Annotated in this window: 22 protein-coding genes and 2 other RNA genes; 9 read left to right on the top strand and 15 right to left on the bottom strand. The window is 47.3% G+C overall.

Features of this window, described 5'->3' with window-relative positions; all coding sequences use genetic code 11:
- Positions 1–211, top strand: a 211-nt coding sequence (locus tag M3P05_RS08705) for a hypothetical protein (RefSeq protein WP_249699154.1), incomplete at its 5' end; no start/stop codon positions are given.
- Between the two features lie 144 nt (positions 212–355).
- Here M3P05_RS08705 and M3P05_RS08700 read toward each other — a convergent pair.
- The 8 genes from M3P05_RS08700 to smpB all read right to left on the bottom strand — a co-directional run bounded on the left by M3P05_RS08700 (position 356) and on the right by smpB (position 10319).
- Complete coding sequence (locus M3P05_RS08700; protein ID WP_249699153.1) at positions 356–1555, bottom strand: glycosyltransferase; 1200 nt, start codon at positions 1553–1555, stop codon at positions 356–358.
- Between the two features lie 167 nt (positions 1556–1722).
- Positions 1723–3003 (bottom strand): NAD(P)/FAD-dependent oxidoreductase, encoded by a 1281-nt coding sequence (locus M3P05_RS08695; RefSeq protein ID WP_249699152.1) that lies wholly within the window; start codon positions 3001–3003, stop codon positions 1723–1725.
- A gap of 216 nt (positions 3004–3219) precedes the next feature.
- Positions 3220–3630: a transfer-messenger RNA gene (gene ssrA / locus M3P05_RS08690) on the bottom strand.
- 99 nt (positions 3631–3729) lie between these two features.
- Positions 3730–4623 (bottom strand): cation transporter, encoded by an 894-nt coding sequence (locus M3P05_RS08685; RefSeq protein WP_249699151.1) that lies wholly within the window; start codon positions 4621–4623, stop codon positions 3730–3732.
- Positions 4624–4716: 93 nt separating this feature from the next.
- Entirely contained in the window at positions 4717–6771 is a 2055-nt protein-coding gene (locus M3P05_RS08680) for a hypothetical protein (RefSeq protein ID WP_249699150.1), read from the bottom strand.
- Positions 6772–7188: 417 nt separating this feature from the next.
- Positions 7189–8937: a hypothetical protein gene (locus M3P05_RS08675; RefSeq protein WP_249699149.1), complete on the bottom strand. Its 1749-nt coding sequence runs from the start codon at positions 8935–8937 to the stop codon at positions 7189–7191.
- 376 nt (positions 8938–9313) lie between these two features.
- Positions 9314–9680, bottom strand: a transfer-messenger RNA (tmRNA) gene (gene ssrA / locus M3P05_RS08670).
- 162 nt (positions 9681–9842) lie between these two features.
- Positions 9843–10319: an SsrA-binding protein SmpB gene (gene smpB, locus M3P05_RS08665; protein ID WP_249699148.1), complete on the bottom strand. Its 477-nt coding sequence runs from the start codon at positions 10317–10319 to the stop codon at positions 9843–9845.
- Between the two features lie 174 nt (positions 10320–10493).
- Here smpB and M3P05_RS08660 point away from each other — a divergent pair, with 174 nt between their 5' ends.
- From M3P05_RS08660 to M3P05_RS08650, 3 genes are read left to right on the top strand one after another with little or no spacing between them, the layout of a single operon-like run.
- The gene (locus tag M3P05_RS08660) at positions 10494–11861 is read left to right on the top strand and encodes a sodium-dependent transporter (RefSeq protein WP_249699147.1); all 1368 of its coding nucleotides are present in this window, start codon (positions 10494–10496) and stop codon (positions 11859–11861) included.
- Positions 11862–11871: 10 nt separating this feature from the next.
- A complete protein-coding gene (locus tag M3P05_RS08655) occupies positions 11872–12306 on the top strand; it encodes a type II toxin-antitoxin system RatA family toxin (RefSeq protein WP_249699145.1) in 435 nt (144 codons plus the stop codon).
- Complete coding sequence (locus M3P05_RS08650; protein ID WP_249699144.1) at positions 12296–12604, top strand: RnfH family protein; 309 nt, start codon at positions 12296–12298, stop codon at positions 12602–12604. The genes M3P05_RS08655 and M3P05_RS08650 overlap by 11 nt, the downstream gene beginning before the upstream one ends.
- Before the next feature lie 65 nt (positions 12605–12669).
- Here the strand turns inward: M3P05_RS08650 and M3P05_RS08645 are convergent, their stop codons facing one another.
- Positions 12670–13125 carry an outer membrane protein assembly factor BamE gene (locus M3P05_RS08645; RefSeq protein WP_249699143.1) on the bottom strand — a complete coding sequence of 152 codons (456 nt, stop codon included), beginning with the start codon at positions 13123–13125 and terminating at the stop codon, positions 12670–12672.
- Between the two features lie 85 nt (positions 13126–13210).
- Here M3P05_RS08645 and fur point away from each other — a divergent pair, with 85 nt between their 5' ends.
- Positions 13211–13612, top strand: a complete 402-nt coding sequence (fur, locus tag M3P05_RS08640; RefSeq protein WP_249699142.1) for a ferric iron uptake transcriptional regulator — start codon at positions 13211–13213, stop codon at positions 13610–13612.
- A gap of 54 nt (positions 13613–13666) precedes the next feature.
- On the opposite strand, the gene M3P05_RS08635 is transcribed toward fur, so the two are convergent.
- The 3 genes from M3P05_RS08635 to recN form a co-directional block, all read right to left on the bottom strand.
- The gene (locus tag M3P05_RS08635; protein ID WP_249699141.1) at positions 13667–14785 is read right to left on the bottom strand and encodes a hypothetical protein; all 1119 of its coding nucleotides are present in this window, start codon (positions 14783–14785) and stop codon (positions 13667–13669) included.
- Positions 14773–16101 (bottom strand): hypothetical protein, encoded by a 1329-nt coding sequence (locus M3P05_RS08630; protein WP_249699140.1) that lies wholly within the window; start codon positions 16099–16101, stop codon positions 14773–14775. The genes M3P05_RS08635 and M3P05_RS08630 overlap by 13 nt, the downstream gene beginning before the upstream one ends.
- Positions 16102–16179: 78 nt before the next feature.
- A complete protein-coding gene (gene recN, locus M3P05_RS08625; protein ID WP_249699139.1) occupies positions 16180–17868 on the bottom strand; it encodes a DNA repair protein RecN in 1689 nt (562 codons plus the stop codon).
- Between the two features lie 165 nt (positions 17869–18033).
- Here recN and grpE point away from each other — a divergent pair, with 165 nt between their 5' ends.
- Entirely contained in the window at positions 18034–18627 is a 594-nt protein-coding gene (grpE, locus tag M3P05_RS08620) for a nucleotide exchange factor GrpE (RefSeq protein WP_249699137.1), read from the top strand.
- Between the two features lie 108 nt (positions 18628–18735).
- On the opposite strand, the gene M3P05_RS08615 is transcribed toward grpE, so the two are convergent.
- Complete coding sequence (locus M3P05_RS08615; RefSeq protein ID WP_249699136.1) at positions 18736–19890, bottom strand: hypothetical protein; 1155 nt, start codon at positions 19888–19890, stop codon at positions 18736–18738.
- A 3-nt stretch (positions 19891–19893) separates the two neighbouring features.
- Complete coding sequence (locus M3P05_RS08610; protein WP_249699134.1) at positions 19894–20394, bottom strand: tetratricopeptide repeat protein; 501 nt, start codon at positions 20392–20394, stop codon at positions 19894–19896.
- A gap of 419 nt (positions 20395–20813) precedes the next feature.
- On the opposite strand from M3P05_RS08610, the gene dnaK reads away from it, so the two are divergent.
- The gene (dnaK, locus tag M3P05_RS08605) at positions 20814–22748 is read left to right on the top strand and encodes a molecular chaperone DnaK (protein WP_249699132.1); all 1935 of its coding nucleotides are present in this window, start codon (positions 20814–20816) and stop codon (positions 22746–22748) included.
- Positions 22749–22939: 191 nt separating this feature from the next.
- Positions 22940–24088 (top strand): molecular chaperone DnaJ, encoded by a 1149-nt coding sequence (gene dnaJ, locus M3P05_RS08600; RefSeq protein WP_249699131.1) that lies wholly within the window; start codon positions 22940–22942, stop codon positions 24086–24088.
- Between the two features lie 268 nt (positions 24089–24356).
- Here dnaJ and pdxY read toward each other — a convergent pair whose 3' ends face one another.
- The gene (gene pdxY / locus M3P05_RS08595; protein WP_249699130.1) at positions 24357–25214 is read right to left on the bottom strand and encodes a pyridoxal kinase PdxY; all 858 of its coding nucleotides are present in this window, start codon (positions 25212–25214) and stop codon (positions 24357–24359) included.
- 167 nt (positions 25215–25381) lie between these two features.
- On the opposite strand from pdxY, the gene dapB reads away from it, so the two are divergent.
- Positions 25382–26188, top strand: coding sequence for a 4-hydroxy-tetrahydrodipicolinate reductase (dapB, locus tag M3P05_RS08590; protein WP_249699129.1), 807 nt, complete (start codon positions 25382–25384; stop codon positions 26186–26188).
- Positions 26189–26481: the final 293 nt, after the last annotated feature.

The following is a 26481-nucleotide window of genomic DNA, read 5'->3' as shown; positions in this document are numbered from 1 at the left end:
CCCTGTAGTGGTTACTTATTATGAATCAGCTAAAGAGTTCATTTCTCCTGACTATATTGTAAATGGTGAGACAAATGATGAAGTTATTTCCAATTTGGCAAGAAAGATGGTCGAAACTATAAATACTTCATATGACTTTTCCTATAGCAATGAGAAAATGAGAAGTATGAGTTTTTCGCATGTTGCAGACGAATACTCAAAAGTTTTTTAATACACTTTATAAATCATAAGCTAAATATTACGAGGGATGCTGGATTGGTTCTCTCTATTCATGTTCGGTTAATGATGGAGTGTATGTAATAACCCTTGCCTTGGAATGATGGCAAGGGTTTTCTTCTTCAAAAATATGTTTGTATTAGATGTTTATATTTTCTAAATCAGGAAGAAAGGGGAGGTTCCAAAACGCTGCTTTCACTGCCGTATCAGAGAAATGACTATAGAGCCGTATCATCATGCTCTGCTTGATATTTTCCTTTTCCGTTTCTGTCAGTTTCATAAGGAGGTTCATTCTATTTGCAAGTGCTTCAGCATCACCAAGAGAAAAGCTCTCGCCACACACACCTGCAACTTCTGGTGCTCCTCCGCTGTTACAGACAGCCATGGGAAGACCAGCAATCATGGCCTCTAACAACACCATACCAAAAGGCTCATGATCCGAAGAGAGTACAAAACTATCAAAAGCCTTGAAATATTTTGAGGCTTCAGGAATTGGTCCGGTAAAAATCACTTGTTTCTTGATGCCTAGAGCGTTCGCTTCTTCTTTAAGTGTTTGCTCCAGCTTACCCTTACCCATAATTACCAGCACAGAATTGGTTTGATATGGCTTGATTGCGGCGAAGGCTTTAAGTAATGTGCTTTGGTCCTTATCTGGGTGGAGTCTGCCCACATTGGCAAAAATATACTTATCTTTGGGTAGATCTAATGCTTCTCGAGCTTCAGTCTTGGCGAGGAGTGATGCTGCATGTTGATCAATATCAATTCGGTTGTAAAGAGTGGCGATTTTTTCTTTCGGGAAGCTTGGCAGGGAAGCCCGCATGTCATCTCGCACGGAATTGGAAACACCGATTAATGCCAAGTTCTTCTGAATTCTGTTGGCATAAAGGCGGCGCGTCCACCTGGAGTAATCGCCGAAAGCGTGGTGAATGCCGATGACAAACAAACCTTTAACATGAGTGGCAATGTAAATTGGCTTAAAGCGGTGAGCAATGCAGAAACTATAATGGTGCTTCTGGCATAGCTCTCTTATCTGTTTTATCTGTTTTAACTTTAATCCACGGATATCTTTAGAGGTATTTTCCAGAAAGATAACTTCGTCTGAGTCTACTGTGTTTGCTATAAACTCATCTTTTGGTCCAGTGAGAAAAACAGTAGTAACTTTAAATTCAGTGTCTTTGAACAGAGCAGCGTATTGTCTTGCCACATCGTGAAACGGCATGCCGTAGCCATGGCAAAGCTGTAAGACTCTTTTTTGATTTTGATGAACTTCTGAAGTGTCTTGCTCAGGCATGAGAGCCTCTGTTATATCTGCACTTGTTACTATCTGAGATTTAATCACGCTACAGCTTTCCGATTGATATGCTCACCAAAGAAAGGCTGTACTGCAAAAATCAGGCTTGGAAATTTCGAGAAGAGCATGTTACCTAGTCTCACAATCGACAGCCAGCCTGTTTTTCCGTTGTTCAAATATTTTTTGGACGTAAGACGTGATTGAGATATTCTTATTTAACTCCCTAGCGCATCTTCAATCTCAGCCTTCCATATAGCCAACGCCAAAGCCGGTGTACGCAACACCTTAGGCGTAGGAATCCACTTATGCCGAATACGTGAAAACACATCAAACCGCTCGGCAGTACCAGCCATTGCTTCGGCTACAACTCGGCCAGCAATGTTGGTGAGAGAAACACCATGTCCGGTGTAGCCATGTGCCGTGTAGATATCATGCCTCAGATGCTCAATATGGGGCATGTATTCACGTGTTGCGGAGAATAACCCCCCCCAGTGATACTCCATTTTCACATCCTGTAATTGTGGGAACACCTTCGTCATGCGTTGGTGCAGACGTTTTCTTGTATCAGGGTACTCGCCATTGAAAGGATGATTTACTCCTCCAAATAAAATCCGGCCATCTGCTGTTGGGCGAAAGTAATCCAGGCTGTTATTGAGGTCAGACATTGCCATTTGGTTGGAAATCGGCTGTCTGTCGCCAAGCGGTTCTGTCACTCCAATATAAGAAATAATCGGAAGCACTTTGCTTTCGGCCTTCTTGTGTAGCCCGTCAATGTAAGCATTACAGGCCAGTAGAACCTGCCTGGCTTTTACCCATCCATGTTCTGTCTGAACCCAGTTAGGGCTGCCCTTGATCAGCTTTGTGACTTTGCTGTTTTCATACACGCTGGCGCCAAGATCCATCGCTGCTCTGGCAAGCCCGATAGTGTAGTTGTGTGGATGCATATGCGCGCTGTTTGAGTCGAACAGGCCCCCAAGGTAACGATCTGATGTGGTTACATCTTGAATTTTCTCACTGTCCCACCAACTGATACTGGAATAGCCATAACTGTTTTCCAGAAGTTCTTGGTAGGCTTTCAGCTCTTTCACATGGCTGGGCTTCACCGCCAGCTCAATGTAGTTTTGCTGAAAATCACAATCAATATTGAACTCTTTTATTCGCTCGCGAACGATATCGAGTGACTCACAGGAAAGATCCCATAACTTTCGGGCCCACTCGGAGCCAAAGGTTTCATCCACTTCATGAGGGCCAAGGCAGTACCCCACCAGGCACATTCCACCATTCCGGCCCGATGCACCCCATGCAATACGCTCAGACTCCAGAACAACAACATCAAAGCCACGCTTACGAAGTTCGATGGCGGCGTTCAGGCCGGTCATGCCGCCACCAATAATGCAAACATCAGTGGTAATATCGCCAGTCAAACAAGGCTGTAATGGCAGCGTGTGTCCGGTTTGAAAATGGTAAGAGTTAACGTATTCGCTTGACTGGTTCATTCTGACTCTTAGTGAAAAGGTGGTTTAGCTCACCGCAATATTGGCAGGGTTATTCTACAAGAGGTGTGGTCTTGAGAGTGCTTGGCCTGGGAATGAAATCGAACGAAATAAACAGCCTCCAGGCTGAAGGCGTAATTATCTAATGGAGTGTCTTCTGTAGCAATAGTTCAATACTGTATTTTGCTTTTCTATTGCAGCTTCTTATCTTCAGGAAAATGGTGGAGGCGGGGGGATTTGAACCCCCGTCCGCCGATGCTCCGCCTTCAGCTCTACATGCTTAGATCCGCCTTTATTTTAGTCCTGCCATGACCCAGCGGTCGGGGTAAGGCAGCACGAGCCTGTTAGGTTTTAACCGATCAAAGCCAGGCGCAGATCACGGCGAGTCTGTCTGCAATGACGGTCATGGAACTACCCGACAGACGGGGCAGAAAGACCGGAAGAGTGCTGTTGTTAAGCAGCAAACCTACGATTAAGCAGCGGCCGCAGCCCACTGGTTGTCGTAGAACTCTTCGTTAGCTGGTTTTTTGGCAGCTAATAAAACAGTAACCATTTGATTTACGAGAGTGATTACCCCCTCTCGGCATGCACCTCAGGTTTTGTCATCGTCGTCGAATCCGTATCGCCCCCGTTGTTTGACAACAAAAAATATGAATTTACTTCAAGTAATACATTTTTAGTGTAGCGAAGCCTATTCAACAAGTCTGTTAGTTGAATTTGTTCTTTGCCTTACCCTGAAGAACCCAGTGTCAACTGTATATGGAGTTCATAGTTTGGGTAGTCCCTCTGTAGGTCTTTACGTAGTCTTTGTTTGAGGTTCTCCAGCTCTGGCCATTCTGGGGGAGATTCTCCGGCGATAGGTGATGTTCTTATGGTTATCCACAATGTTCGGCCCATGACCAGCAGTACAGGAGGCTCAAGATGGCAGTGGTAGCCATCCAGTCTCTTTATGTTCTGTTGCATTTTTAGCCTGAGTTCCTTCTCGGGAGAGTGCCATAACAGCTGGTTGATATTTGTTCGCAGTGTCTTGAGGGGAAAAGGCAGAACCAGAGCAATGAGAACAAGTGTCAGCACGGGGTCTATCAGCGATTCAATATCCGGGAACTCGATCAAATATTCCCCCACAGAGAAGCTTGCCAAAGCAACGGCGCTGAGCATGCCATCAAGGATCCATTCCTGCGCCTCAAACTGGAGAAGGGGTGAGTTTATCTTTCGGGCAGACCTGTGAATGAGAAATGCCATGCCAAGATCAGTTATCAATGACGCCAGTTCGTATGCCAGGGCAATGCTGAAGTTTGGTGGGTGGCTGTGGTTGATTAGCTTATAGCCAGCGTGGGTTGCTAAGGCGGTACAAAGAGTCAAAAGAATGAGTGCTTCAACGCTGAGAAGAAAGGGCTCAAGCGCGGCCTGCCCCAGGGGGAAATTGGTGGTTGGTGGTTGCTTGATTCTTTTGGCCACCATAATTGTCGCGATCATTGTGATGGAGCAAATCAGGGAATAGGCACCGTCAAGTAAGACTGCTGTTGAACCTGCCTGCTCTGAGAAGATCACACCGGTGACACCAAATGTCAGTTCAACGGACATGGACAGGAAAAGTAACCGCTCCTCTAGGCCTGGTTTCATAGCAGATGTGTAGTGATCTCGGGAAGAGAAATATGGACGCCTTTATGAAAAAGGCAAATCTGAATGAGGGTTTAAAAGCGTAACGTGAGTTCCCTATGAAGAAAATGAAGGGAACCACTCGATATCAGAGAATGCGTGCAGGTAGCTTTCATCTTTGTTCTGATCTTCATAGGCAGGATGAAATCTCAGTGCGGTTTTGTATTCTCTACCCTCTCCATCGTGCCATTTTAGTGCATCATCTCCCTTACCCTGGTTACCATAATATGATTCGGAAATTCTGCAGAAACGAGAGTATATATAGACTCGTTCTCCATGAGTGCCGTCATTAGGGAGCTTTTGTATTAAATCATTTGCCTTTGCGCGCCACTTTTTAATTTCCGGTGGGGGGGAAGTAAAAAAACCAGTTGAGTCAATTTCATCCTCTAAAATTGTCAGGGCAACTTCTGCCAGAATGCCATTCACGCAGAACTGACTGGAAGGTGGGCACTTCTGTTTTGTTTCCTCCAGGGCTCTATATATAGATTTCCAACTCTCTCCTTGAATCTTGCGAGTGACGATCATTGAGCCACAGTAGGCTTCTATAGGACGTATCATCGGATTGCATCGGATTCTGGGCGCAAAAACAGGTAAGTCATCATCATTCATAGCTCTGGAAATAAAATGCTGGAAGAATTGAATATTTTGCTGAGCTTCGCTATAGACATCGCCTGTAGAAGGACGATATTTTTTCAGGACAGAGCAGCAAACCAAAAGGCCAAGAGATGCTATCTCGACTATGTAATCCATTGGCTTCCCGCTGCTGAATTCCAGAATATTTTTAGCCGCTCGTATGGAAACACCATAGTTTTGCATGTTGTACGCGATCAGGATGAGGCTCTCAATATTCTTATTGGTTGTAAAAGCTAACTCCCCCCCTGAAAACTTTTGGCCAAGGTATATAGCGGGAAAGCGGGTGTACCAGGAATTCAGTCTGAAAATTTTTTTGAAGGCTGCTTCAGGCATGAGTTCTGAAAGTACCTCAGGATTACCAGTTGAAAACCTGTATTCCAGAAGAGTTTTTTTTGCGGCCAATTCTTTTATAAGGCGTATGTCATCTTGTGGTGGAGCAATGAAGGAATCCTCTTTTTCAATGTCCCTAAGCAGTACCAGGGCCTCACCTTCTAACCCGGCCTTTGAAAGCGCTATAATGCAGGGCCATACTGCTTTGGCTTGATGTTTGTGAACCATTCCGGAAGGGGCAAAAGGTTTAGGTTTTTGAAAAAATTCTACAATTGATCGAGCTTTATCAAGCCACTGTTGCTTGTTGGCCTCGCACGCACTTTTATAAAGACTGAGGACTACAGTCATTTTAAGTGAGTTTAATCCTAAAATTTCTTCTGGAGAAAATGTTCGGTTATTTGGGTCCTGTAGAGAGCATATTTCCTCATAGAATGCGACTCTCTTTTCATGAGAGTGCACTGAATAATATTTATCCCAGAGTTTTTCGAAGCATGATTTGTGATGACAATATGGAAGGGCCTCAATGCACTTTTTGATGGCAAGCTTCATGTTGTGATGGGAATGATTGTTAACAAAATCAAATTTTTGATCTATAAAATCGGCATTCAATTTATTTAAATAATCCAGCGCTTTCTTATGTTGTCCTGATAAAATCAGGAAGTGATTTATGTAATCAAGCTTATCTTCTGGAGTAAGGTGTTTATAAGTATCAGAACTGTTCATTCGACTGGCAATATGGCGCGCTTTCACCATTCTTTTATATTTTGCATTATGATTAGGTGCATCAAATGAGCGCTTCTGTGCTTCCTTCAAGTCTGCCAGTTTAAGCATTAGGTTGGCATCCCCTTCTTTGATGACATTCTCCATTAATTCTATTAACTCTTGATCTTCATACCTGCTCAGTGATTCCGGGCGGGAGACTAGCGCTGTTGCTTTCTGTATGGCTGTTAGGGTTGTGTGGGATCGGCTGTGTAGCGGTCGACTATAAGGCTTTCGGTCAACCTGTGAAGGTTCTTTGATATACCCTTGCCGGGTCTTCCCATGTTCCCGCCATTTGGGAAGTTTCTGGTCGTTTACATGCTCGCGAGATATCTCTTCTCGCGATCGGGCAAAGCGGGATGGAGGGTATTCGGGTAATCGATAGGCCATTATGTCTAATCCTTTCGTCCAGTATTTCAAACAGGGAAGTAAACAGGGAAAAGACAATAAATAATCTGACACTCCAGTTAGAGTGCCTGACATTTTCTCTTGGCCCGAAATATGTAAATGTGATAGGCATTTTCATGGCAAAAATGCAGCGGGAGCCGAGGTTGGGTATTCCGGTGACATTCGCCCCCCAAACAGTCATGACCAAGCTTTGGCCACCCCGAACCATGAAAATGGTTGAGTCATGCGCCTTAATCAAGGGGTGGCGAATGTAAACCGGACAGGGTGGCGAATAAAATCCGGTTTAGGTGGCGAATGCTCCGGAATACGCACACAGCTCTCTCGGGTATCTGAGTCCAGAGAATTATGAGTTAGAAAAAATGGCTTAGGAAGGTGTCCACTTTTGCTGCCTCGGATCAATCACTGAGGAACAGCGGAAAGTGATGCTCTTGGCTTGTATGGTTTACTCAGTTTCCGGCAGCTTAGCGTATTGGCCAGCCACCGGGTCCATTCACACAAACTGTGCTCTAGAGTAATAATGTTAAAAGGCCCTAACACATCAGGCCATTGACTTTTGATCTCTGCATATAGTGTTTTAAGTTCTTCCTGCATATCAGGTTTGCTTCTGCTTTTGTCCCTTAAGTGAGAAAGGGCTTGCTTGGTTCCGGGTCCTGGAATCATGCCACTCTTTGGGTCTACAAGATTAGGACACAGTGTGGCTGCATCAGCAAATGCTTGAGAAAAATTGAACTGATAATTGAAAGTTTCTGCAGTAGTACGGGTGTCTGTAAATGAGGTTTGAGAGCCTTGCTTTTTGCGCAATATCTTCCCATCCTGCATTTTGAACTCATATATACCGAGATCTCGCTTTGACAAGCCCGAGGGATTCAATGTTGCTCTAGGGGGCTTGAATTTATGAACTGCAACCCCATTTGGTTGTTTTTGATACCAGAAAGGTAGCGCTTGTTTCAAACAGGTGTTCAGTTCTTGGCTCAGAGTTTCAATCCGCATAGGTCGTTGTAGCCGTGACGACAGACCAGGGAAGAGCCTGATAGCTGCTGGTATTAATTCAAAGATAAACTGTCCCATATCCAGGCCCGCCTTTCCGTAGGTTACATTCAACTGATAGGCAGGGTGTTTTTTATATTTTTCGGGGTTGGACTGATAGTCTTGATAGATGGAGTTCAGGCGCTCTGGCGATATAAAACCAAGATTTCTTAACGTGTTTTCACTATTAAATATGCGGCATATAACCAAAGTCAGGATAAAGTTTGAGAATTCCATATCCATCATCGTCTTACTGGTTAGGTAAGTTTTGTATGAAGGGTGCTGGCGCATAAAATTGAGTATGCCAATGGATTCCCTGTCATCTTCTCGATGTACGTTACAGAAATGCTGAGGATTGCTGCCGCTTATTATGGGGCACTCAAACCGTGAATGACTCAGAGCTTGAGGTACAACAGATGAAAGCTTCTGGAGTCTGGCACGCTCTCTGGCTGCACAATAATAAATAAACGAATCTATCAGGGTATCTCTTTCTGATTTTGAAATATGTGTCTGTTGGGACCAGCAAGGCAATAAGCTTTGTTCGATAGCTGTTTGCAATTTTATTTTAAAGTCCTGATCCGCATCTCTCCTGGTTTTTCTTTTTCTCTGAATTCCCCCTTCATCGGGAGCCTGAATATGGTGAAGTGTGACTTTTGGATCAGTCTCTAAACAGGGGATAGAAGGTTCAAGGCGTATTGCCTTCTGGACAGGTGGAGACGCGAAGCCAGTATCAGAATGTTGAGCAACAGTCTGACTATCGGGGTATCTGCTTGCAGAAGGAAACTGGCAGTAGTTATGGTCATGCTTGACATGAATGAGTCTTTGGGACAGCAGGTGCTCCGGCGAAGGGTCGCAAGCATTTACGTGTCTAGATAGTGCCTCAACCTCGAGAGGTTCTTTATTTTGTATGGTGCAGCTTGGTTTATGAGTAGAAGGTATTTGAAGAGCTAGGTTGCAATTCTCTGGAACCTCGACAAGACAACCCCTTTTTTGTCCTTGGCAGGTAATATGAGCACTGCCCTCGTCCTTTGCATGATGAATTGAGAATTTTTGGGGGACATCTTTGATAGGATGAGATGGTCTTAAGTTCACAGTTGCTATCCATTTATTATCGGAAGTCACATTAGACCTGCTTACTTGGCTAAAGTTTTTAATTGTTAAATTTGGAGCAGTAGAGTTACCTTTTTTAACTTCTGGGAAATAAACAATAAGCCTGTTTTTGATGGTATTTTTGCCTGCAAAAGTTGGATTATGCGCCCCAGTCTTTCCCGTAGGGATATCTGACTGATTTATTTCTAAGTGCAGTTCAGGTGCAGTTCAGGTGCAGTTCAGGTGCAGTTTAAGTGCAGTTTTGTAGTTTCAGGGAAGTTCTGGCGAGGCTGTACACGGCTATACACAGGGGCCAGATACAAAAACAGGAGCTATATAAGCTCCTGTTTTCTTTTGCTTTTGACCTTTTATGGTCTCGTACTGTCTTGTCAGACCGTACGCTTTGGGTTGGTGGAGGCGGGGGGATTTGAACCCCCGTCCGCCAATGCTCCGCCCTCGGGTCTACATGCTTAGAGCTGCCTTTGGGTTAACCTTGAACGATCCGGCAGGCGGGATGAGCAAGGCGATCCTGGAAAGTTTTAACTGTCCCACGTCAGGCCCGCAGGAGGCAGCGATTCTGTTTAAATTTGCGACCAGTTCCAGCCAGCAGAAAAATCAGAGTGGTCGGTAGCAGACCGGTATTAAGCGGCCAGAGCTACTTGGTAGTTGTCGTCGTTGGCAACTAAAAGGTTTGTAGTAATTCGTTTTACGAGAGCTACTACGCGCTCGACATGCACCTCGGGTTTCGTCACCGTCGTCGAATCCTAATCGCCCCCGGCAGGTCGAAACCTGAATATGACGCATATTCTAAATGATTAGCTACCGGTAATGTCAATAGCTTATTTAGTTGTTAAGTGTTTTCCGGTGATGAAAGAGTATGTAGGAGAGTTAAAAGAGGGGAAAGGAGCAGCGATACTGCTCCTGAGAGTGATGTAGAATTAACCGCGGCCCATAACCCGCTGCTTCTCAATATTCCATTCGCGCTCTTTGGTCGTTGCGCGTTTATCGAATTCTTTCTTGCCTCGGGCCAGGCAAACCTGAGCCTTGATTAGGTGCTGTTTCCAATAGAGTTTGGTACAGATACAGGTTTTGCCAGCCTGCTGAGTATCAGCAAACAACTTCGCCAGCTCTCGTTTGTGAAGCAGTAACTTGCGGTCACGGCGAGGGTCAGCAATTACATGCGTGGATGCTGTGGAAAGAGGGGTAATCTGGGCACCGATCAGCCAGGCTTCTCCATCTTTCAGCAGTACATAGCTGTCTACCAGCTGGATTTTACCCTGCCGGAGGCTTTTGACTTCCCAGCCACTCAGAGCAATACCGGCCTCAAATGTTTCATCAAGGTGGTAATCGTGGCGGGCTTTCTTGTTGACGACGATGCTGGAGTCGCCTCCAGACTTCTTGGATTTCTTAGCCATAGTTGTGGAATTATACGTGGCTGGGAATCAAATTCCATGCCTGATGGCAGGGTTGTGCAACAGGTTGCACAATATTGATGCTCGATTGGTGATTGTTAATAGTTGTGCCCTATAAGTAAACGGATACAATGCTGAGATTCGCTCTAGCATCAAGAACACTTTTCGAGGATTTACATGTCCGAGCTGAAATCGGCGCCTTCGGCACAGACCTGGACGCATCGTTGGACCTTTGTTTTAGCCGCGGCGGGGTCAGCCATCGGTTTGGGGAATTTGTGGAAATTCCCATACATGACCGGAATGAATGGCGGCGGTGCATTTGTTATCACCTACCTGTTCTGTATCGTGATCGTCGGTGTGCCGATCATGATGGCGGAAGCTGCGCTGGGGCGTCATGGGCGTCATAGTCCAATCAACAGTATGCGGGAGCTGGCACGAGGCTCAGATGCCAGCCGAGCCTGGGGGCTTGTTGGCTGGATGGGAGCTTTAAGCGGATTCCTTATTCTCTCCTTCTACAGTGTGATTGCAGGCTGGGGCATTGCCTATACGGTCGATATGGCTTCCGGTGTATTTCAGGGGATGACAGTTGAGCAGGTGGGAGCCAGTTTTGATGCTCTTACAGCCAGTCCTGTGAAAGTGACCATATGGCATACCGTTTTTATGGTTCTGACTGGTTTGGTCATTGCCCGTGGTATTCATAAGGGCCTGGAAAACAGTGTTCGGGTCATGATGCCGGCGCTGTTTGTTCTGCTGTTGCTTCTGCTTGGTTACAGCATTGTTGAATCCGGCCACTTTATGGAAGGTGTACACTTCCTGTTTGCATTCAATCCTGAAGATTTAAGCTGGGATGCTGTTCTGTCAGCACTGGGACACTCATTCTTTACTCTGAGTCTCGGTATGGGAGCAATCATGGCCTATGGGGCCTACATGCCCAAAAAGGCCTCTATTGCCCGCACAGTAGGTTCTGTTGTTGTTCTTGATACCGCGATTGCCCTGATCGCCGGTCTGGCAATTTTCCCTCTGGTATTTGCCAATGGTATGGAGCCTGATGCCGGTCCCGGTCTGCTGTTTGTAACGCTGACTTCTGCTTTTGCCAATCTGCCGGGCGGAATGCTGTTTGGTTCCCTGTTTTTCCTTCTGGTTTGCCTTGCAGCACTGAGTTCATCTATCTCCATGGTTGAGCCGGTTGTTGCCTGGATGACTGAGCGCTTTAATGTTGGGCGTACTGGTGCAACGACAGCTTACTGTGCTGTGGTTTGGCTGTTTGGTATGGGCTCTGTATTGTCCTTTAACGAATGGTCTGGTGAAGAGTATCAGGTCTTCGGTATGACCTTCTTCGAGGTCGTTGACTTTATCACTGCCAATATCACTCTGCCGCTGGGTGGCCTGCTGATTGCGGTCTTTGCCGGCTGGGTTATCAAGCGGTCATATATCTATAAGGAACTCAATCTGAGCAATGCGCAGTTTAATCTGTGGCGTGCATTGTGCCGGGTGATTGCTCCAGCTTGCGTGCTGGTTATCTTTTTTGCCAATCTGCTGGGGTGATATCGCTGTTATGAAGAACGTACAGCGCACTGCTCTGGTGATGCACTCCGCTCAGAATATGTATGAGCTGGTGAACAAAGTTGAAGAGTATCCCGGTTTTCTGCCCTGGTGTGATGGGGCAGAAGTGATTGAGCGAACGGATACCATGCAGGAAGCGCGGGTCAGTGTCAGCCGTGGCGGTGTAAAGGGGACATTTGTTACCCGCAACGCTATGGTTCCGGGGTTGCGCATTGAGATTAATCTTAAGGAAGGTCCGTTTACAGATCTCAGGGGGGTCTGGGAATTCAAGCCACTTATGGATAACGCCTGTAAAGTGATACTGGATCTTTCTTTTGAGATGGATAACAAACTGCTGAAGTCAGCGGTGGGAAAAGTGTTCGAGCAGGCTGCCAATACGCTGGTTGACTCATTCTGTGCCAGGGCGGATCAACTGTATGGCGGATAAAGACATTACTGTGGAAGTGGCTTACGCGACACCTGAGCGCCAGAAGATTATCAGTGTGCTGGTTCCTGAAGGAACAACGTTTCTTCAGGCTGCCGAGCGCTCAGGTATTTGTGATTTTTTTCCTGAAATCATGCTTTCAGAAGCCAAAATGGGAATTTTTGGAAAAACTGTACCCAAGCCTTCGGAACAGGTTTTGAAAAATGGTGAGAGGGTTGAAATCTACCGGGAGTTGATTGCTGATCCGAAAGAAGTACGCAGAAGGCGCGCTGAGCAGGCAAAGGCTGCGAAAGAAAAGTGAGCGTAAAAAAGCCGAACTTAATGTTCGGCTTTTTTATTGCTCTTAATGATCAGGCAGTGATTCAGTTACTGATCTTTTTGCTCTTTTACGGCCTGATCTTTGGCTTCAGCAGCATCTTTAGAGGCGCTTTCACGCACCTGCTGGTCAATAGTATCACTGCTTTGGCCAGGGATAACATCACCCTCAAAGTGGGTCAGCTTTCCTTGATTGAAGAACAAACTCAGCGTTTGCTGGGTACGTGCCCCTCCCCCTGGCTGGAAACTATAGATATAATCCCAACGTTTTTTGTCGTAAGTGTCTGGAAGAAGCGGTTCTCCCATTACGAACAGCACTTGCTCGCGGGTCATGCCCGGTTTTAGTTGGTTGACCATATCCTGGGTAATGACATTACCCTGCTGGATATCAATTTTATAGGCGCCTGGAAAGCTCACCAGCTTCAGTTCGTTGGATGAAAACCAGGAACATCCCCCTATAAGGCCAGCTGCTAAAACCAGAGCAAACGTTGCTTTTCGTTTTTGCATCGTCTACCGACTTCCACTATCTTGGACGGAAATGAGATAATCCCCAGCTTATTACATCTCCAGGGGTTTAGAAAGGGAAACTTGGGTGGAAAATCAAGAGCTTCGAAAGGCCGGTTTAAAGGTCACTTTGCCCCGTGTCAAGATACTGCAGATACTGGAGAGTGCTGCAGACAGGCATATGAGTGCGGAAGATGTTTACAAAGCACTGATTGATGCGGATGAGGATGTCGGTCTGGCGACTGTGTACCGGGTATTGACCCAGTTCGAGAGCGCCGGGCTTGTTATTCGCCATAACTTTGATGGCGGACATTCTGTTTTTGAACTGGCCAGTGATGAACATCATGACCATATGGTGTGCATGGAATCAGGTCAGATTGTTGAGTTTCGTAATGCAGAAATTGAACGCATACAGCATGCAATTGCTGAAGAACATGGGTTTGAGATTGTTGATCACAACCTGGTGCTGTATGTAAAACCAAAAAACTAGAAATTAAAAATGTAGCTTCTGGAAAGGAGGAGTTTCAGAAGCTGCTTCTCAATGTTAGAGGTGACTCTCAGCTCTTCGAGCATGAATGAGCCTTTCTGTTCCGTTGATTTGAGCGGGTAACGCATTGAGAATCTTTCTGTCGATTACCATGGTTGTGAAACCATACCTTGTGAGAAAGGTCGTAGCCATATCTCGGGCAGTGGATACTGCAGCTAAGTCTTCTGACATGGCTTCGGCGTTAGCAATGGCCATAAATCTGGAAGTGTTTTTTTCCTTTAAGTCAATTCGATGCAAATCCGGGAAATGTGAGCTTTCAACAACACCCATATAAACTTGATGTTTGATGCGCATATCATCCTCATTTTGACTATAGATTTGGAAAAGCTCTATTCCATTACGAGCCTGATAGTGGCTTGCCTGCATCTTGGACATTACTTGACCGAGTTCGTCAGAGGGATTTGCAATTGCGCCCAGAGATAAGAGGTCATGCAAAATGGCCGTCCACATAATTGGAACCAGATAGATTCTGCGCTTACTTTTCTCCTTTCCAAACGTGACATACTCGTAGGTAAACAAATCCTCTTTCATTTCCTGAGACATCAGGAGCAGGGAGTTGATAATTCTGCTGATTCTTTCTTCGTTGAGGGTTACCTGCAAGGCGGATGGATCAAAAACTGAGCCCGGATCGCCAAGCTCACCGCCATGAGCGGGGCTTAGGATGCTATGAACTGTTCCCAGAATATGCATATAGACATATCTGATATGGATTGATCTCTCACGTTGTGACGAGACAGCACCGAAAAGTCGGTTGCCTAAGGCATAATTCCTGCTGAGATAATCAAGCTCACTGAGCAGACTGTCCAGAAATTCATCACAGCTTGAAATGGTGACTCGGTATGTACTTGAGGCTCCATTAGTTGCAATCACGTCATTTAGATATTTGTCTTTGCAAAGTGCTGTGACCTTCTCATGACGCTCTCTTTGACCACTGTAAAATGTTGTGAAGTGATCAATAGTATCAGTGTATTCCGGAGTCAGCTGATCATGGATTGTATGATCCGGGTCATAAATGGCCATTGAAGGAACACAGATGCTGCCTACAGCAAATGCACTTGTTGCGTAAAACCAGCAGCGATTAAAAAAAGATGATAATGGCTTGCTCATTTCATCCACTCAGGCAGTTCTACGTTATTTTTCAGGCGAATCGCTGCACCGGCATATCCCCATTGATATTGGGCTTCATCAAAATAGCCGGCTATTTTAAATGACTTAGCTTCAAGCTTAATTAATTCTTTCATTTCAGGCTGATAGATTGCCGGTTCCAGGCATATTGCCTGTCTGTTCTCATAGTTTGTGACTTTGTCGGCTTTAGCCTTCAAACAGGTTGTAAAGTCCCAGAGCTGACCAACCGGAGCTAAGTATTTAAAGGCTGCGGTAATCTGTGGTAGGTCAGATGAAGAGCCCTGAATACGGAACAGGTCAAACAGCACTGCGGTTAACATTATTGAATGACGGTTCCGGGTTTCATTGAATGAAACCATTAATAATTCTTTTGATTTAGCAATATTGGCCAGGTTGTCAAGAAACTGTTTGTCATGAATTGCCTGAGCAATGTTCGCCTTGTGGTCTCGGACTTTTTGTTCGTAGACGGGCTCTAATGTCCCATTTCTATTTTTTTCATTAAAGGCACCTTCAACCAATGTTCGCATGTCTTCAGTATGCAACCCCAGATGAATTGTACGAATACCAACCTCCGGAGCCAGGTAAACATGAAGAATTGTTAATAGCTTTAAGAGAATTTCGAATGACTTGTCATCTGAGAGGCTGTTTGCAGCATTCAGTCTGGTAGTGAATGCTGCCAGAACATCAGAATACCCATACAGTCCAATGAGTTTCTCGATGACTTCCTGATCAAACTTTGACCGCGGTTTTTTACCACGTGCTTCCCATCTGAGTTTGACGAGCTCTTCATCCAGTTCAGCAAGCTTAACAATGAGGTGATCAATCGCAGCATTAATTGCGGGTTGTGGGTCATTTACAGGCTTATCATTAGCTCTGTCATCCGGACTGCTCGTTCCTAGTACTACGTTAAGAGCTTGAATGGCTTCCTGGTCATCGCTGTATGATTCTCTGACGATGGAAACGCCTTCCTGCCAGTCACCTGCCTTTAGAATGCTTGATGTGAGTTCGGAGATGATTTCCAGCTTGAGCTTCTTATCTGAAGAAATCTGGCCTCTAAATGGAATTAATCTGTCATTGAGTGATTTATTAAGTTCCTGCTGCTTGGCCAGTAAGCGATCAAATGCAATCTGATAGGTTCTAGTCTCGGGCGTGCTGCCTGCTTTGCTTTGAATCTCATCCCATTTTACGAATGTTTGCTCCAGAGCTGCGCTGACACTGTCCAGAGTGTCATCAGCAGTAGCTGTCACAGCTACAAAGAGGGAAGCCGCTGCCCAAAAAACAATCGTAAGAGTAGAAAGTCGCTGCATTTTGAAGCCTTTGTCATTAATAGGTAGTGGCTCTTATGACAAAGGCTAGCTGGGAATGTTGATAACAAGGGTGTCAGTCTAATGGACGGCTTCCTGGGCAGGACTGGATAGAGAAATCATTTCCCGAGCATGAGCTAGGGTCTGTTCGGTCATCTCTACCCCTCCCAGCATACGGGCGACTTCTTTGGTGCGGTCTTCACCCTGGAGTGTGTTGATATGAGTTCTGGTGCTGTCTTTACGCAGCTTCTTGCTGACATGAAGGTGTGTATGCCCTTGAGAGGCAACCTGAGGCTGGTGGGTAACGCAAAGCACCTGCCCCTGATCTCCCAGCTCTCTTAGAAGTCGGCCGACAATCTCGGCGGTACCACCACCAATACCAACATCAACCTCATCAAAGACCAGAGTTGAAATGCCGGATGTTTTGGCTGTGATAACCTGGATGGCAAGGCTGATTCTGGAGAGTTCGCCTCCCGATGCCACTTTGTCCATGGGGCGCGGTGGTGTGCCTGGGTTGGTGCTGACTAGGAACCTGACTTCTTCCATTCCCAAAGCCTGCGGCTCACCGGAGAGAGGGTTGATATCAACAATAAACTGGCCAGCGGGCATGCCAAGTTCGTGGATATGTTTGGAAACGGCTTTATTGAGCCGGTTGGCGCTTTTCCTGCGCTTGTCGCTCAGTTTTGTAGCCAGGGTTTGATATTGTTTCTGAATCGAATCAAGTTCAGTTTCAAGCTCTTCGATAATCTCATCACTGCACTGCATGGACTCAAGTTCCTGCTGCAGTTCCGCATGAAACTGGTGCAGCTCCTCCGGAGCGACATGGTGTTTGCGAGCCAGTGTGTAAACGGTAGAGAGACGTTCGGTGATTTCCGCCAGTCTTGCAGGGTCTGCCTCAAAGTTATCAACAAACCTGTTGAGCTCTCCCGTTGCTTCTTCAACCTGGATCTGCGCTGTCGCCAACATATCCTGGGTATCCTGCAGCTGAGGAATATCAGAACCAAGTTCAGCCAGTAGTTGCTGGCAGAGAGTCAGACTGTGCAGAATATTGCCGTTGTCACTTTCGGAGCACAGATTAACTACCTGCTGGTAGGTATAAAGGCTGGCTTCGGCATTGGACAGCTGTTTTTGCTCCTGCTCCAGTGCCTCAACTTCCCCCTCTGATATGGATAGTCGATCCAGCTCTTCATTCTGGTATTGAAGCAGCTGTATACGGGCATCCTGATCTTTACTTTGGGTTTGCAGGGAAACAATTCGATCCTGCAGTTGCCGCCATTTTTGCCAGCCTTCCCTGACCTGGGTACTCAGCTTCTGATTGCCGGCATATTCATCAAGCAGCTTCAGGTGGGTTGATGGTCTTAGCAGGGATTGATGCTCGTGCTGGGCATGAATATCAATAAGAAACTGGCCAAGCTGGCGGAGATCAGACAGGGGCGAAGGCGTTCCATTAATATATCCACGACTTCGGCCATCTTTGGTAATGACCCGTCGAAGAATACACTCATTATCCGCTTCCAGATCCCGGGCTTTCAGCCATTGCAGGGCTTCCGGCAGGGAGTTGATATCAAAGGTGGCCCGGATATCTGCTCGTTCACACCCTGTTCGCACGCAGTCTGAATCTGCTCGGGAACCAAGTGTCAGCGATAGAGCGTCCAGCATGATGGACTTGCCGGCACCGGTTTCGCCTGTAATCACAGACATACCGCGTGGAATATCCAGATCCAACTGATCAACAATGGCAAAATGGCTGATGGACAGGTGCGTCAGCATGGGGAAAAACTCGGCCTGAGGACTGTTTATTTATACAGTAATCTGCAGAACTTTCCAGTGCAATCTTTTTTGCCGTTCTTTTCATGAATGTTTCCCTTGAATGTTGCTGCCTGTTACCCCATATATGCGTTTTAATTGCATATTGATCTGCGTCGGAGTTGCAGGATGACTGAAGAACAGGCCAAGCCAGAAGATCAGGTAGAAAAAGCAAAGGCGGTTGAGGAAGCTGCAGTTGTGGAAGAAACTCAGGAAACAGCAGTAGAGACTAATGCGGCTGAAGACTCTCTGGTTGAACTGCAAAATGAACTGACCCGTGCCCAGGAAGAGCTGTCCAGGGCCCAGGATCAAGCTCTGCGTGCTGTAGCGGAAGCGCAAAACGTTAAACGTCGTGCACAGCAGGATGTGGAAAAAGCGCACAAGTTTGCACTGGATAAGTTTGTCGAATCCCTACTGCCCGTTGTTGATAGCCTGGAAAACGGGCTAAAGAGTGTTGAGGTTTCTGACAGTAGTGAGCATGACGCCATGCGTGAAGGTATGGAGCTGACCTTGAAGCTGTTCGTCGATACGCTGGCCAAGTTTAACGTTGAGCAGGTAAATCCGGTTGGTGAGCCGCTGGATCCAAACTTTCATCAGGCTATGACTATGGTTCCTAACCCGGATATGGAGCCTAATACTGTCATGGATGTGATTCAGAAAGGATATACCCTGAACGGTCGGGTTGTTCGCCCTGCCATGGTGGTTGTTGCAAAGGCAGCTTAGATGTGGTTTCGAGGTTAACCTATCGAGCCTGAAGATGATGAACATTGGCAGTCGTTCACACTTGAAGAGCTGCCTTGTTTTTCTCTGGTTGGTAGGTCCCCTCCCAGTTTATATGCTGGTAAATCTCAGAGATGCTATATCCTGACCATCCTGGGCCGCCCCAACAATCGCCTGCTCGGCTTGCTCAAGTTGAGAAATGATTTCATTCATTTCCTCTTCCTGGGCGTTCATCAGCGCTGCCATTTCTCTCTGCCAGGCTAAATCGTCAGAGATCGAGTTCGTCTCTGCGGGAGGGGTATCGGTTCCTGATATATTTCCCGTTTCCACGGTACCCGTCACAGTTTCGGTTTCGGTCACCTGCAAGTTTCCTAAAATGTTATTCTGGGAGGATGAGGAAGGGGATCCGCTTTCGGCATAAATGAGCAGAGCTTCTTTATAAAAGTCAGCGCGGCTATCAGAATTTTTGACAGCCTCCAGTAATTTCTGTCCCTCTTCCCCCATGTCGCTTATTCTCTGGGCAAGGGCTTTTGTCTCAAGGATTTGCTTGCGATCCGGGCCAGATGCGTGGCTTTCCCGGTACTGCTGCGCTTCTGGTACTGTCTTCAACCAGGTTTGAAGTTCGGAGTAGTTTTTTGAAATATCATTGATTATTGGTGGTAGTGTCGGGGCTGGAATGTCAATCAAGCCCTGTTCCTGTAACTCAATGGTGGCAATTTTCAGCTCGGCATTTGCTTTTGCCTCCATCTGTTTATCATACCAGGAATTGTGTTTAATCCCCCCCAAAGTCAGAACCGTGACAAGCGTTACCTTGACATCAATACACTTTGAATCTTTTTGGGCGGCTTCCTTTTCCTCCGTTAATTTCTCTAACTCTTTCTTATCCTCGGCAGCTTTTGCGGTTGCTTTTTGGCGAGCCTCCTGAGCTTCTTTAACCTCGGTTTCCTTTGCTTTTGCGTTGGATATAGCAAATTCTTCCTGGGTTTGAGTGACTTCCGCATTCACATTGGCCAGCAGCGTTTTGAGGTCAGTAGGGTTTTGTGACGATAAATAATTGCTGGCACTTGGGTCAGGCGATGGAATGTTCCCAAGGTGGGTTTTATTTCCGGTTTTTTGCTGGCCTTGAGTGTGGCTGACGGAAAGGTTGTCCGTTTTTGTCGTTTGGGGTGAGTCTGACTGACCAGTCTGCTCTGTTCTCTGCAACTGCTTTGCATCAGCAGGTCTTATCGGTTGCTGGCCGCTAACCCCTCTATCAATACCTGCCATTGATTAATTCCCCTGCCTTTTGCTCTTTTTCTTGCCTGAACCTTCAAGGATATGGTTGGCAAGCTTCCACTCATAGGCGAACTCTTTCTGCTTTGAAGCAAGCTCTCTAGCTTTTTTCATGATGTCTTTGGCTTGCTTTTTGTCTCCATTTTTCAACAGGCTAAGGGCCAGGTTGAGCATTGATCGCGGGTCATTACTGTCAAGTTCAACGGCCTGCTCAAGAACAGCAAGTGCGGCAGGGAAGTTTTTCAACCTGTATTCGCAGGCTCCAAGGGCTGAAAGGTATTCAGGATTATTGTGATCATGGACACTCAAATAACGCATAATGTTGCGTGCGCTTTCAAAGTTTTCACTTTGGTAGTGTTGATGGCCTAATGCATAGATACCGGCCATCAGCTTATCGTCCATACCTTTTAATCTGGCAATGTTGTATCCCTGATAGAGGATGCCAACCCCTTCTGCAGGAATGCCGCAGGCTTTGAGAACCCTTTTCAGAACACCCATAAAGTGAGCTCCGATCGATCAGATCACCTTTCTTACATTAGATAGCGGCAAATTGAGCGTAGTTTTTATAGTTGCTGAAGTTTACGGTACTTGGGGCTTCACAGCCCACTGCATGGCTTTCTGACAGTTTAAAGCGGATAGCGGTCTGGTGGGCTCTGAGATGACAGCACTAATGACACTATGGTTAGCCGGGGGGGCGAAAAGTGAAAAAAAAGGAAAAAAAAGGAATTGATCCCTTGAAATCAATTCCAGCCGTTCCCATATATCGACCCAAGCAGTCAGTAAGGCGGATGGCTGAGGCAGATAGCCGATCCCAGAGCCGCCACCAGACTGACCAAGCGGGCAAATTTTTTGAATTTTTGATAATTGTTTTTCAGTTCAAGCCTTCGCCCAGGGCGAAGTGAACGGAGAGGGTTTCGATGAGCAAAGGCAGAATTATTGGTATCGACCTGGGTACCACCAACTCTTGCGTATCTGTACTGGAAGGTGACAGCGTCAAGGTTATTGAGAACGCTGAAGGTGCCCGCACCACACCATCTATTATTGCTTACACCGATGATGGTGAAATCCTGGTAGGTATGCCTGCCAAGCGTCAGGCGGTGACTAACCCTGATAACACTCTGTTCGCGATCAAGCGCCTGATCGGCCGTCGTTTTGAAGACAAGGAAGTTCAGAAAGACATCGCCATGGTGCCTTACAAAATTACCAAGGCTGACAACGGTGATGCCTGGGTTGAAGTAAAAGGCGACAAGATGGCTCCTCCTCAGATTTCTGCGGAAATTCTGAAGAAGATGAAGAAGACCGCTGAAGACTACCTGGGCGAGACGGTTACCGAAGCTGTGGTAACTGTTCCTGCCTACTTCAACGATTCCCAGCGTCAGGCTACCAAGGACGCCGGCCGCATCGCAGGTCTGGAAGTTAAGCGTATCATCAACGAACCTACTGCTGCGGCTCTGGCTTATGGCCTGGGCAAGAGCAAGGGTGACCAGACTGTAGCTGTATACGACCTGGGTGGTGGTACCTTTGATATTTCCATCATCGAAATCGCTGACGTTGACGGCGAGCACCAGTTTGAAGTGCTGTCCACCAACGGTGACACCTTCTTGGGTGGTGAAGATTTCGACATGCGCATGATCGACTTCCTGGCCGACGAATTTAAGAAAGATCAGGGCATCGACCTGAAAGGTGATCCCCTGGCCATGCAGCGTCTGAAGGAAGCCGCAGAAAAAGCCAAGATCGAACTGTCCTCTGCAACTCAGACTGATGTGAACCTGCCTTACATCACCGCAGACGCGACCGGTCCTAAGCACCTGAACGTGAAGATCACCCGTTCCAAGCTGGAAGCTCTGGTTGAAGAGCTGGTTGAGCGTTCTCTGGCTCCTGTACGCCAGGCGGTTAAAGACGCCGACGTGAGTGTTTCCGATATCGACGAAGTCATTTTGGTTGGTGGTCAGAGCCGCATGCCTCTGGTTCAGCAGAAGGTTCAGGAATTCTTCGGTAAGGAAGCCCGTAAGGACGTGAACCCTGACGAAGCAGTGGCCATGGGTGCTGCACTGCAGGGTGGCGTACTGTCCGGTGACCGTACCGACGTTCTGCTGCTGGACGTAACTCCGCTGACTCTGGGTATCGAAACCATGGGCGGCGTGATGACTCCTCTGATCGAGAAGAACACCACTATCCCGACCAAGAAGTCCCAGGTGTTCTCCACCGCAGAAGACAATCAGGCGGCTGTAACCATTCACGTGCTGCAGGGTGAGCGTAAGCAGGCTCACGGCAACAAATCTCTGGGTCAGTTCAACCTGGAAGGTATTCCTACTGCTCCTCGCGGCATGCCACAGATCGAAGTGTCCTTCGACCTGGATGCCAACGGTATTCTGAACGTGTCTGCCAAGGACAAGAACACTGGCAAGGAACAGTCCATCGTGATCAAGGCCTCTTCCGGTCTGTCGGATGACGAAATCGAGCAAATGGTTCGCGACGCTGAAGCCAACGCTGAAGAAGACAAGAAGTTTGAAGAGCTGGCCCAGGCCCGTAACCAGGCTGACGGTATGATTCACGCTTCCCGCAAAACTCTGGAAGAGGCTGGCGACAAGGCGACTGAAGAAGAGAAGAACGCTGTTGAAACCGCCATCAAGGAACTGGAAGAAGCTGTGAAGGGTGACGATAAGGATGCTATCGATACCAAGACTCAGGCACTGATCCAGGCTGGTGGCCCTCTGGCCCAGAAGATGGCTGAGCAGGCTCAGGCTGAAGGCGGCGCTGCAGGTGCTCAGCCAGAAGCTGATGCCGGCAGCAGCAAGAACGAAGATGTTGTTGACGCTGAATTCGAAGAAGTGAAAGAAGACAAGAAGTAATTCCTGTCATTTTGCTTGCCCTTTCTTTTGAATAGAAGGGTTGGGGTTGCAAGTTCGGGCGCGGGAGCTTTCACTCCCGCGCTTTTGCTGTAATAGAGCACGCGGAAAATGTATCGGTCAGATTGTTAAGGCGCGTGGCATTTTCGCAGTAGCTGTAAGAGATTTATTTCCGGCACCAGGTTAGAACGGTTATGTCGAAGAGAGATTACTATGAGGTACTCGGGATTGCCCGGGATGCCAGCGACAAGGAGATGAAGAAGGCTTATCGCCGTATGGCGATGAAGTTTCATCCTGACCGGAACCCCGGAGACAAGGAATCTGAAGAGAAATTCAAGGAAGTTAACGAAGCTTTTGAAATTCTTTCAGACCCCCAGAAGCGTGGAGCCTATGACCAGTATGGTCATGCCGGCGTAGACCCAGGCATGGGTGGCCACGGCGGCTTCGGCGGTGGCTTTGATGGTGGTAATTTCAGCGACATCTTTGGTGATGTTTTCGGCGACATCTTCGGTGGCGGCGGTGGTCGCGGACACGGTCGCTCCAGTGTTCAGCGTGGTGCCGATATGCGCTACGATCTGGTCCTGGATTTGGAAGAAGCCGTACGTGGTGTCGAGAAGAAGATCCGTATCCCGACTCTGATAGCCTGTAAGACCTGCGATGGCTCCGGTGCCAAGAAGGGAACCTCTCCTGTTACCTGTGGTACCTGTCATGGTCATGGTCAGGTGCGGATGCAGCAGGGTTTCTTCGCTGTACAGCAAACCTGCCCGGAGTGTCATGGTTCCGGCAAGATGATCAAGGATCCATGTGGAGACTGTCACGGTCAGGGTCGTATCAAGGAATACAAGACACTGTCAGTGAAAGTGCCCAAGGGTGTTGATACCGGTGACCGCATTCGACTGTCCGGCGAAGGTGAAGCCGGGGTGAACGGTGGCCCGGCTGGTGACCTGTACGTTCAGATGGATGTGCGTGAGCACGATATCTTTGAGCGTGATGGCAAGCATCTGTACTGCAAAGTACCCATTACCTTTACTGATGCAGCTCTGGGTGGTGATCTTGAGGTGCCTACTCTGGATGGCAAGGTTAAGTTGAAGATTCCTGCTGAAACCCAGACTGGCAAAATGTTCCGTCTGCGTGGCAAGGGCGTGACCCCGGTTCGTGGTGGTTCCCAGGGTGATCTCATCTGCCAGGTTATGGTTGAGACACCTGTTCATCTCACTACCCGTCAGAAAGAACTGCTGCAGGAACTGCAGGCAACATTTGATGCCAGTGATGACAGGCACTCCCCTCAGAAACACAGTTTCTTTGATGGGGTGAAGAAGTTCTTCGATGATATGACTTCCTGATCGATCATCTTCAAATAGAAAAGCCCGGCATTGCCGGGCTTTTCTATTTGAAGCCCCATTATTTAAACAGTTTTTGACCAGCTAAGTGCTTAAGAAATTCAGACATTACGTAAGAAAGTGCGTAAAAAGCTTAAGAGTGGAATAAAAGCCAATAAAAACCTCAAAGCCAGAAAAACCTGGTATGAGGCATTGAAAAAGTGTTTTGAGCCGGATTGCAGGCAGCGTTCGACGGCTGGGCAGGCACTGGAATCTTTTTATAAATTATCAGCTAGCTTGCCGCTTCTGCTGTAAATGCTTGCGGAGGCATCACGTAAGCATCCTGAGACGCAATCAACTGAAGCTCACGACTCTTTGTTGCCCAGGTTTTTTCAAACAAGGCATAAATAGCTCCAGCAGTATGTTCCAGTGATTGTTGCAGATTCTTTGTTTGCAGATACTTCGCGAGAAAAACGGCAGCTGTCGCATCGCCCGAGCCATTTACCGGATGAGGGAACTCCAGCTTCGGAGTCGCAACAAGCCAGGCTTCATCACCACCAACAGCCAGCATTTCAATTTGTCCGGAATCGGCATCAGTGCGAATCAGGCTGGTTATCAGCACAAGAGATGATCCCTGCATCTGCAGCTGTTTTGCCGCCTTAAGAGCATCATAAAGGGTACTAACTTTTCTGCCTGTCAGAAGCTCCAGTTCAAAATGGTTTGGAGTCAGAATGTCTGCATGCTTTAGAACTTTATCCCGGAAAAAGTCGGGAATACCGGCACGAACAAACACTCCGCGGTCAGTATCCCCAATGACAGGGTCGCAGCAATACAATGCTTCAGGATTGGCTGCCTTGACTTTAGCAACGGCTTTTAAAATAGCGTCACCCAGTTCAGGAGCACCCATATACCCAGAAAGAATGGCGTTGCACTCAGGGAGAACCCCCCGCTCCTCAATACCGGTAACAACATCTTCTACAGTGACAGGATCAAAGATTGGACCACGCCAATCGCCATGCCCGGTGTGATTGGAAAACATAACCGTATGAACTGGCCAGACTTCACAACCCATACGTTGAAGAGGAAATACGGCAGAGGCATTGCCAGCATGGCCATAGGCGACATGTGACTGAATAGAAAGAATATTCATTGGTAGACAGGGACAATCACATTAAAGAAAGATCAAAGTTGCCAACGATATAAGACTAACGCACCAATAAAGTAAAGAGCTCAAGGCATAACATATCTCTACAGCTGCCTGTTGCGTTGTTCAATGACCTTGCGATAATTGCCTCATCAAATGACAGGACAATAACGATGACAAGAATTGCTGTTGCCGGTGCTGCTGGCCGTATGGGGAAAGCCCTTGTTCAGGCTGTATTTCAAGATCCGGAGACAACACTGACAGTGGCAACTGATCGTCCGGGCAGTTCACTGATTGGAGCAGATGCCGGTGAACTTGCAGGTGTGGGGAGGCTGGATGTTGCACTGGTTGATTCTCTGGAAAACGGCCTGGCAGAGTTTGATGTCTTAATCGATTTCACATCACCTGAAAGCACTATCCGACATATTGAAATCTGTGAAGCTGGTGGCCAGGGTGTTGTCATCGGAACTACAGGTCTGACCGAAGAACAGAAAAACCGACTGGTGGAAGCCGGAAATAAAATCCCTGTTGTTTTTGCCCCCAATATGAGTGTCGGGGTTAACCTGATCTTCAAGCTTCTTGAAACGGCTGCCCGGGTTATGGGAGAAGACAGCGATATCGAAATCGTTGAGGCTCATCATCGCCACAAGGTGGACGCTCCTTCCGGAACTGCGCTGCATATGGGTGAAATTATTGCTGACACGCTGGGTCGGGATTTAAGTCAGTGCGCCGTCTACGGGCGTGAGGGGCATACCGGGGCACGGGATAAGGACACAATTGGCTTTTCCACTATTCGTGGTGGCGATATCGTCGGTGAGCACAATGCCATGTTTATTGCTGAAGGGGAGCGTGTTGAGATCGGCATTCGCTCTGCCAGCAGGGCGACCTACGCCAACGGCGCAGTACGTGGGGCCAAATGGCTGGCTGCAAAAGGCAAAGGATTGTTCGATATGCAGGATGTGCTCGGGTTGAGGGAATGATTGAGTCTGGAGAGTGTCAGCTATGATTGTCACTTTCGTAATGGACGTGTAAATGGGTGTCTGATAACATCTTAGGCGTTATGCCCGGGTTCACTGTTTGGGCTGATAAAAAAGAACATGTGTGGGCGAGATGGAACTCTGTTACATCTCGCCCTTTTACAAATTACAAAGCTTTAGTGAACCTGAAATGTAGCCGCAGAATTAAAATATCGGCTACTTTCTCTGGTTAAGGCTGTATAAGTAAAAAGCACAATAAAGAAAATAGTATCGAAAGCACGAACTCTGTGCATTTG

The organism is Parendozoicomonas callyspongiae (assembly GCF_023502345.1).
Classification (GTDB): domain Bacteria; phylum Pseudomonadota; class Gammaproteobacteria; order Pseudomonadales; family Endozoicomonadaceae; genus Sansalvadorimonas; species Sansalvadorimonas callyspongiae.
This window is presented reverse-complemented; position numbering and strand designations above follow the sequence as displayed.

What these genes read in the sequence shown, in the direction of transcription:
- M3P05_RS08695 (WP_249699152.1), bottom strand. Translation starts at nt 3,003, where the DNA reads ATGAACCAGTCAAGCGAATACGTTAACTCTTACCATTTTCAAACCGGA.
- M3P05_RS08685 (WP_249699151.1), bottom strand. Translation starts at nt 4,623, where the DNA reads ATGAAACCAGGCCTAGAGGAGCGGTTACTTTTCCTGTCCATGTCCGTT.
- M3P05_RS08680 (WP_249699150.1), bottom strand. Translation starts at nt 6,771, where the DNA reads ATGGCCTATCGATTACCCGAATACCCTCCATCCCGCTTTGCCCGATCG.
- smpB (WP_249699148.1), bottom strand. Translation starts at nt 10,319, where the DNA reads ATGGCTAAGAAATCCAAGAAGTCTGGAGGCGACTCCAGCATCGTCGTC.
- M3P05_RS08660 (WP_249699147.1), top strand. Translation starts at nt 10,494, where the DNA reads ATGTCCGAGCTGAAATCGGCGCCTTCGGCACAGACCTGGACGCATCGT.
- M3P05_RS08655 (WP_249699145.1), top strand. Translation starts at nt 11,872, where the DNA reads ATGAAGAACGTACAGCGCACTGCTCTGGTGATGCACTCCGCTCAGAAT.
- M3P05_RS08650 (WP_249699144.1), top strand. Translation starts at nt 12,296, where the DNA reads ATGGCGGATAAAGACATTACTGTGGAAGTGGCTTACGCGACACCTGAG.
- M3P05_RS08645 (WP_249699143.1), bottom strand. Translation starts at nt 13,125, where the DNA reads ATGCAAAAACGAAAAGCAACGTTTGCTCTGGTTTTAGCAGCTGGCCTT.
- M3P05_RS08630 (WP_249699140.1), bottom strand. Translation starts at nt 16,101, where the DNA reads ATGCAGCGACTTTCTACTCTTACGATTGTTTTTTGGGCAGCGGCTTCC.
- recN (WP_249699139.1), bottom strand. Translation starts at nt 17,868, where the DNA reads ATGCTGACGCACCTGTCCATCAGCCATTTTGCCATTGTTGATCAGTTG.
- grpE (WP_249699137.1), top strand. Translation starts at nt 18,034, where the DNA reads ATGACTGAAGAACAGGCCAAGCCAGAAGATCAGGTAGAAAAAGCAAAG.
- M3P05_RS08615 (WP_249699136.1), bottom strand. Translation starts at nt 19,890, where the DNA reads ATGGCAGGTATTGATAGAGGGGTTAGCGGCCAGCAACCGATAAGACCT.
- M3P05_RS08610 (WP_249699134.1), bottom strand. Translation starts at nt 20,394, where the DNA reads ATGGGTGTTCTGAAAAGGGTTCTCAAAGCCTGCGGCATTCCTGCAGAA.
- dnaK (WP_249699132.1), top strand. Translation starts at nt 20,814, where the DNA reads ATGAGCAAAGGCAGAATTATTGGTATCGACCTGGGTACCACCAACTCT.
- dnaJ (WP_249699131.1), top strand. Translation starts at nt 22,940, where the DNA reads ATGTCGAAGAGAGATTACTATGAGGTACTCGGGATTGCCCGGGATGCC.
- pdxY (WP_249699130.1), bottom strand. Translation starts at nt 25,214, where the DNA reads ATGAATATTCTTTCTATTCAGTCACATGTCGCCTATGGCCATGCTGGC.
- dapB (WP_249699129.1), top strand. Translation starts at nt 25,382, where the DNA reads ATGACAAGAATTGCTGTTGCCGGTGCTGCTGGCCGTATGGGGAAAGCC.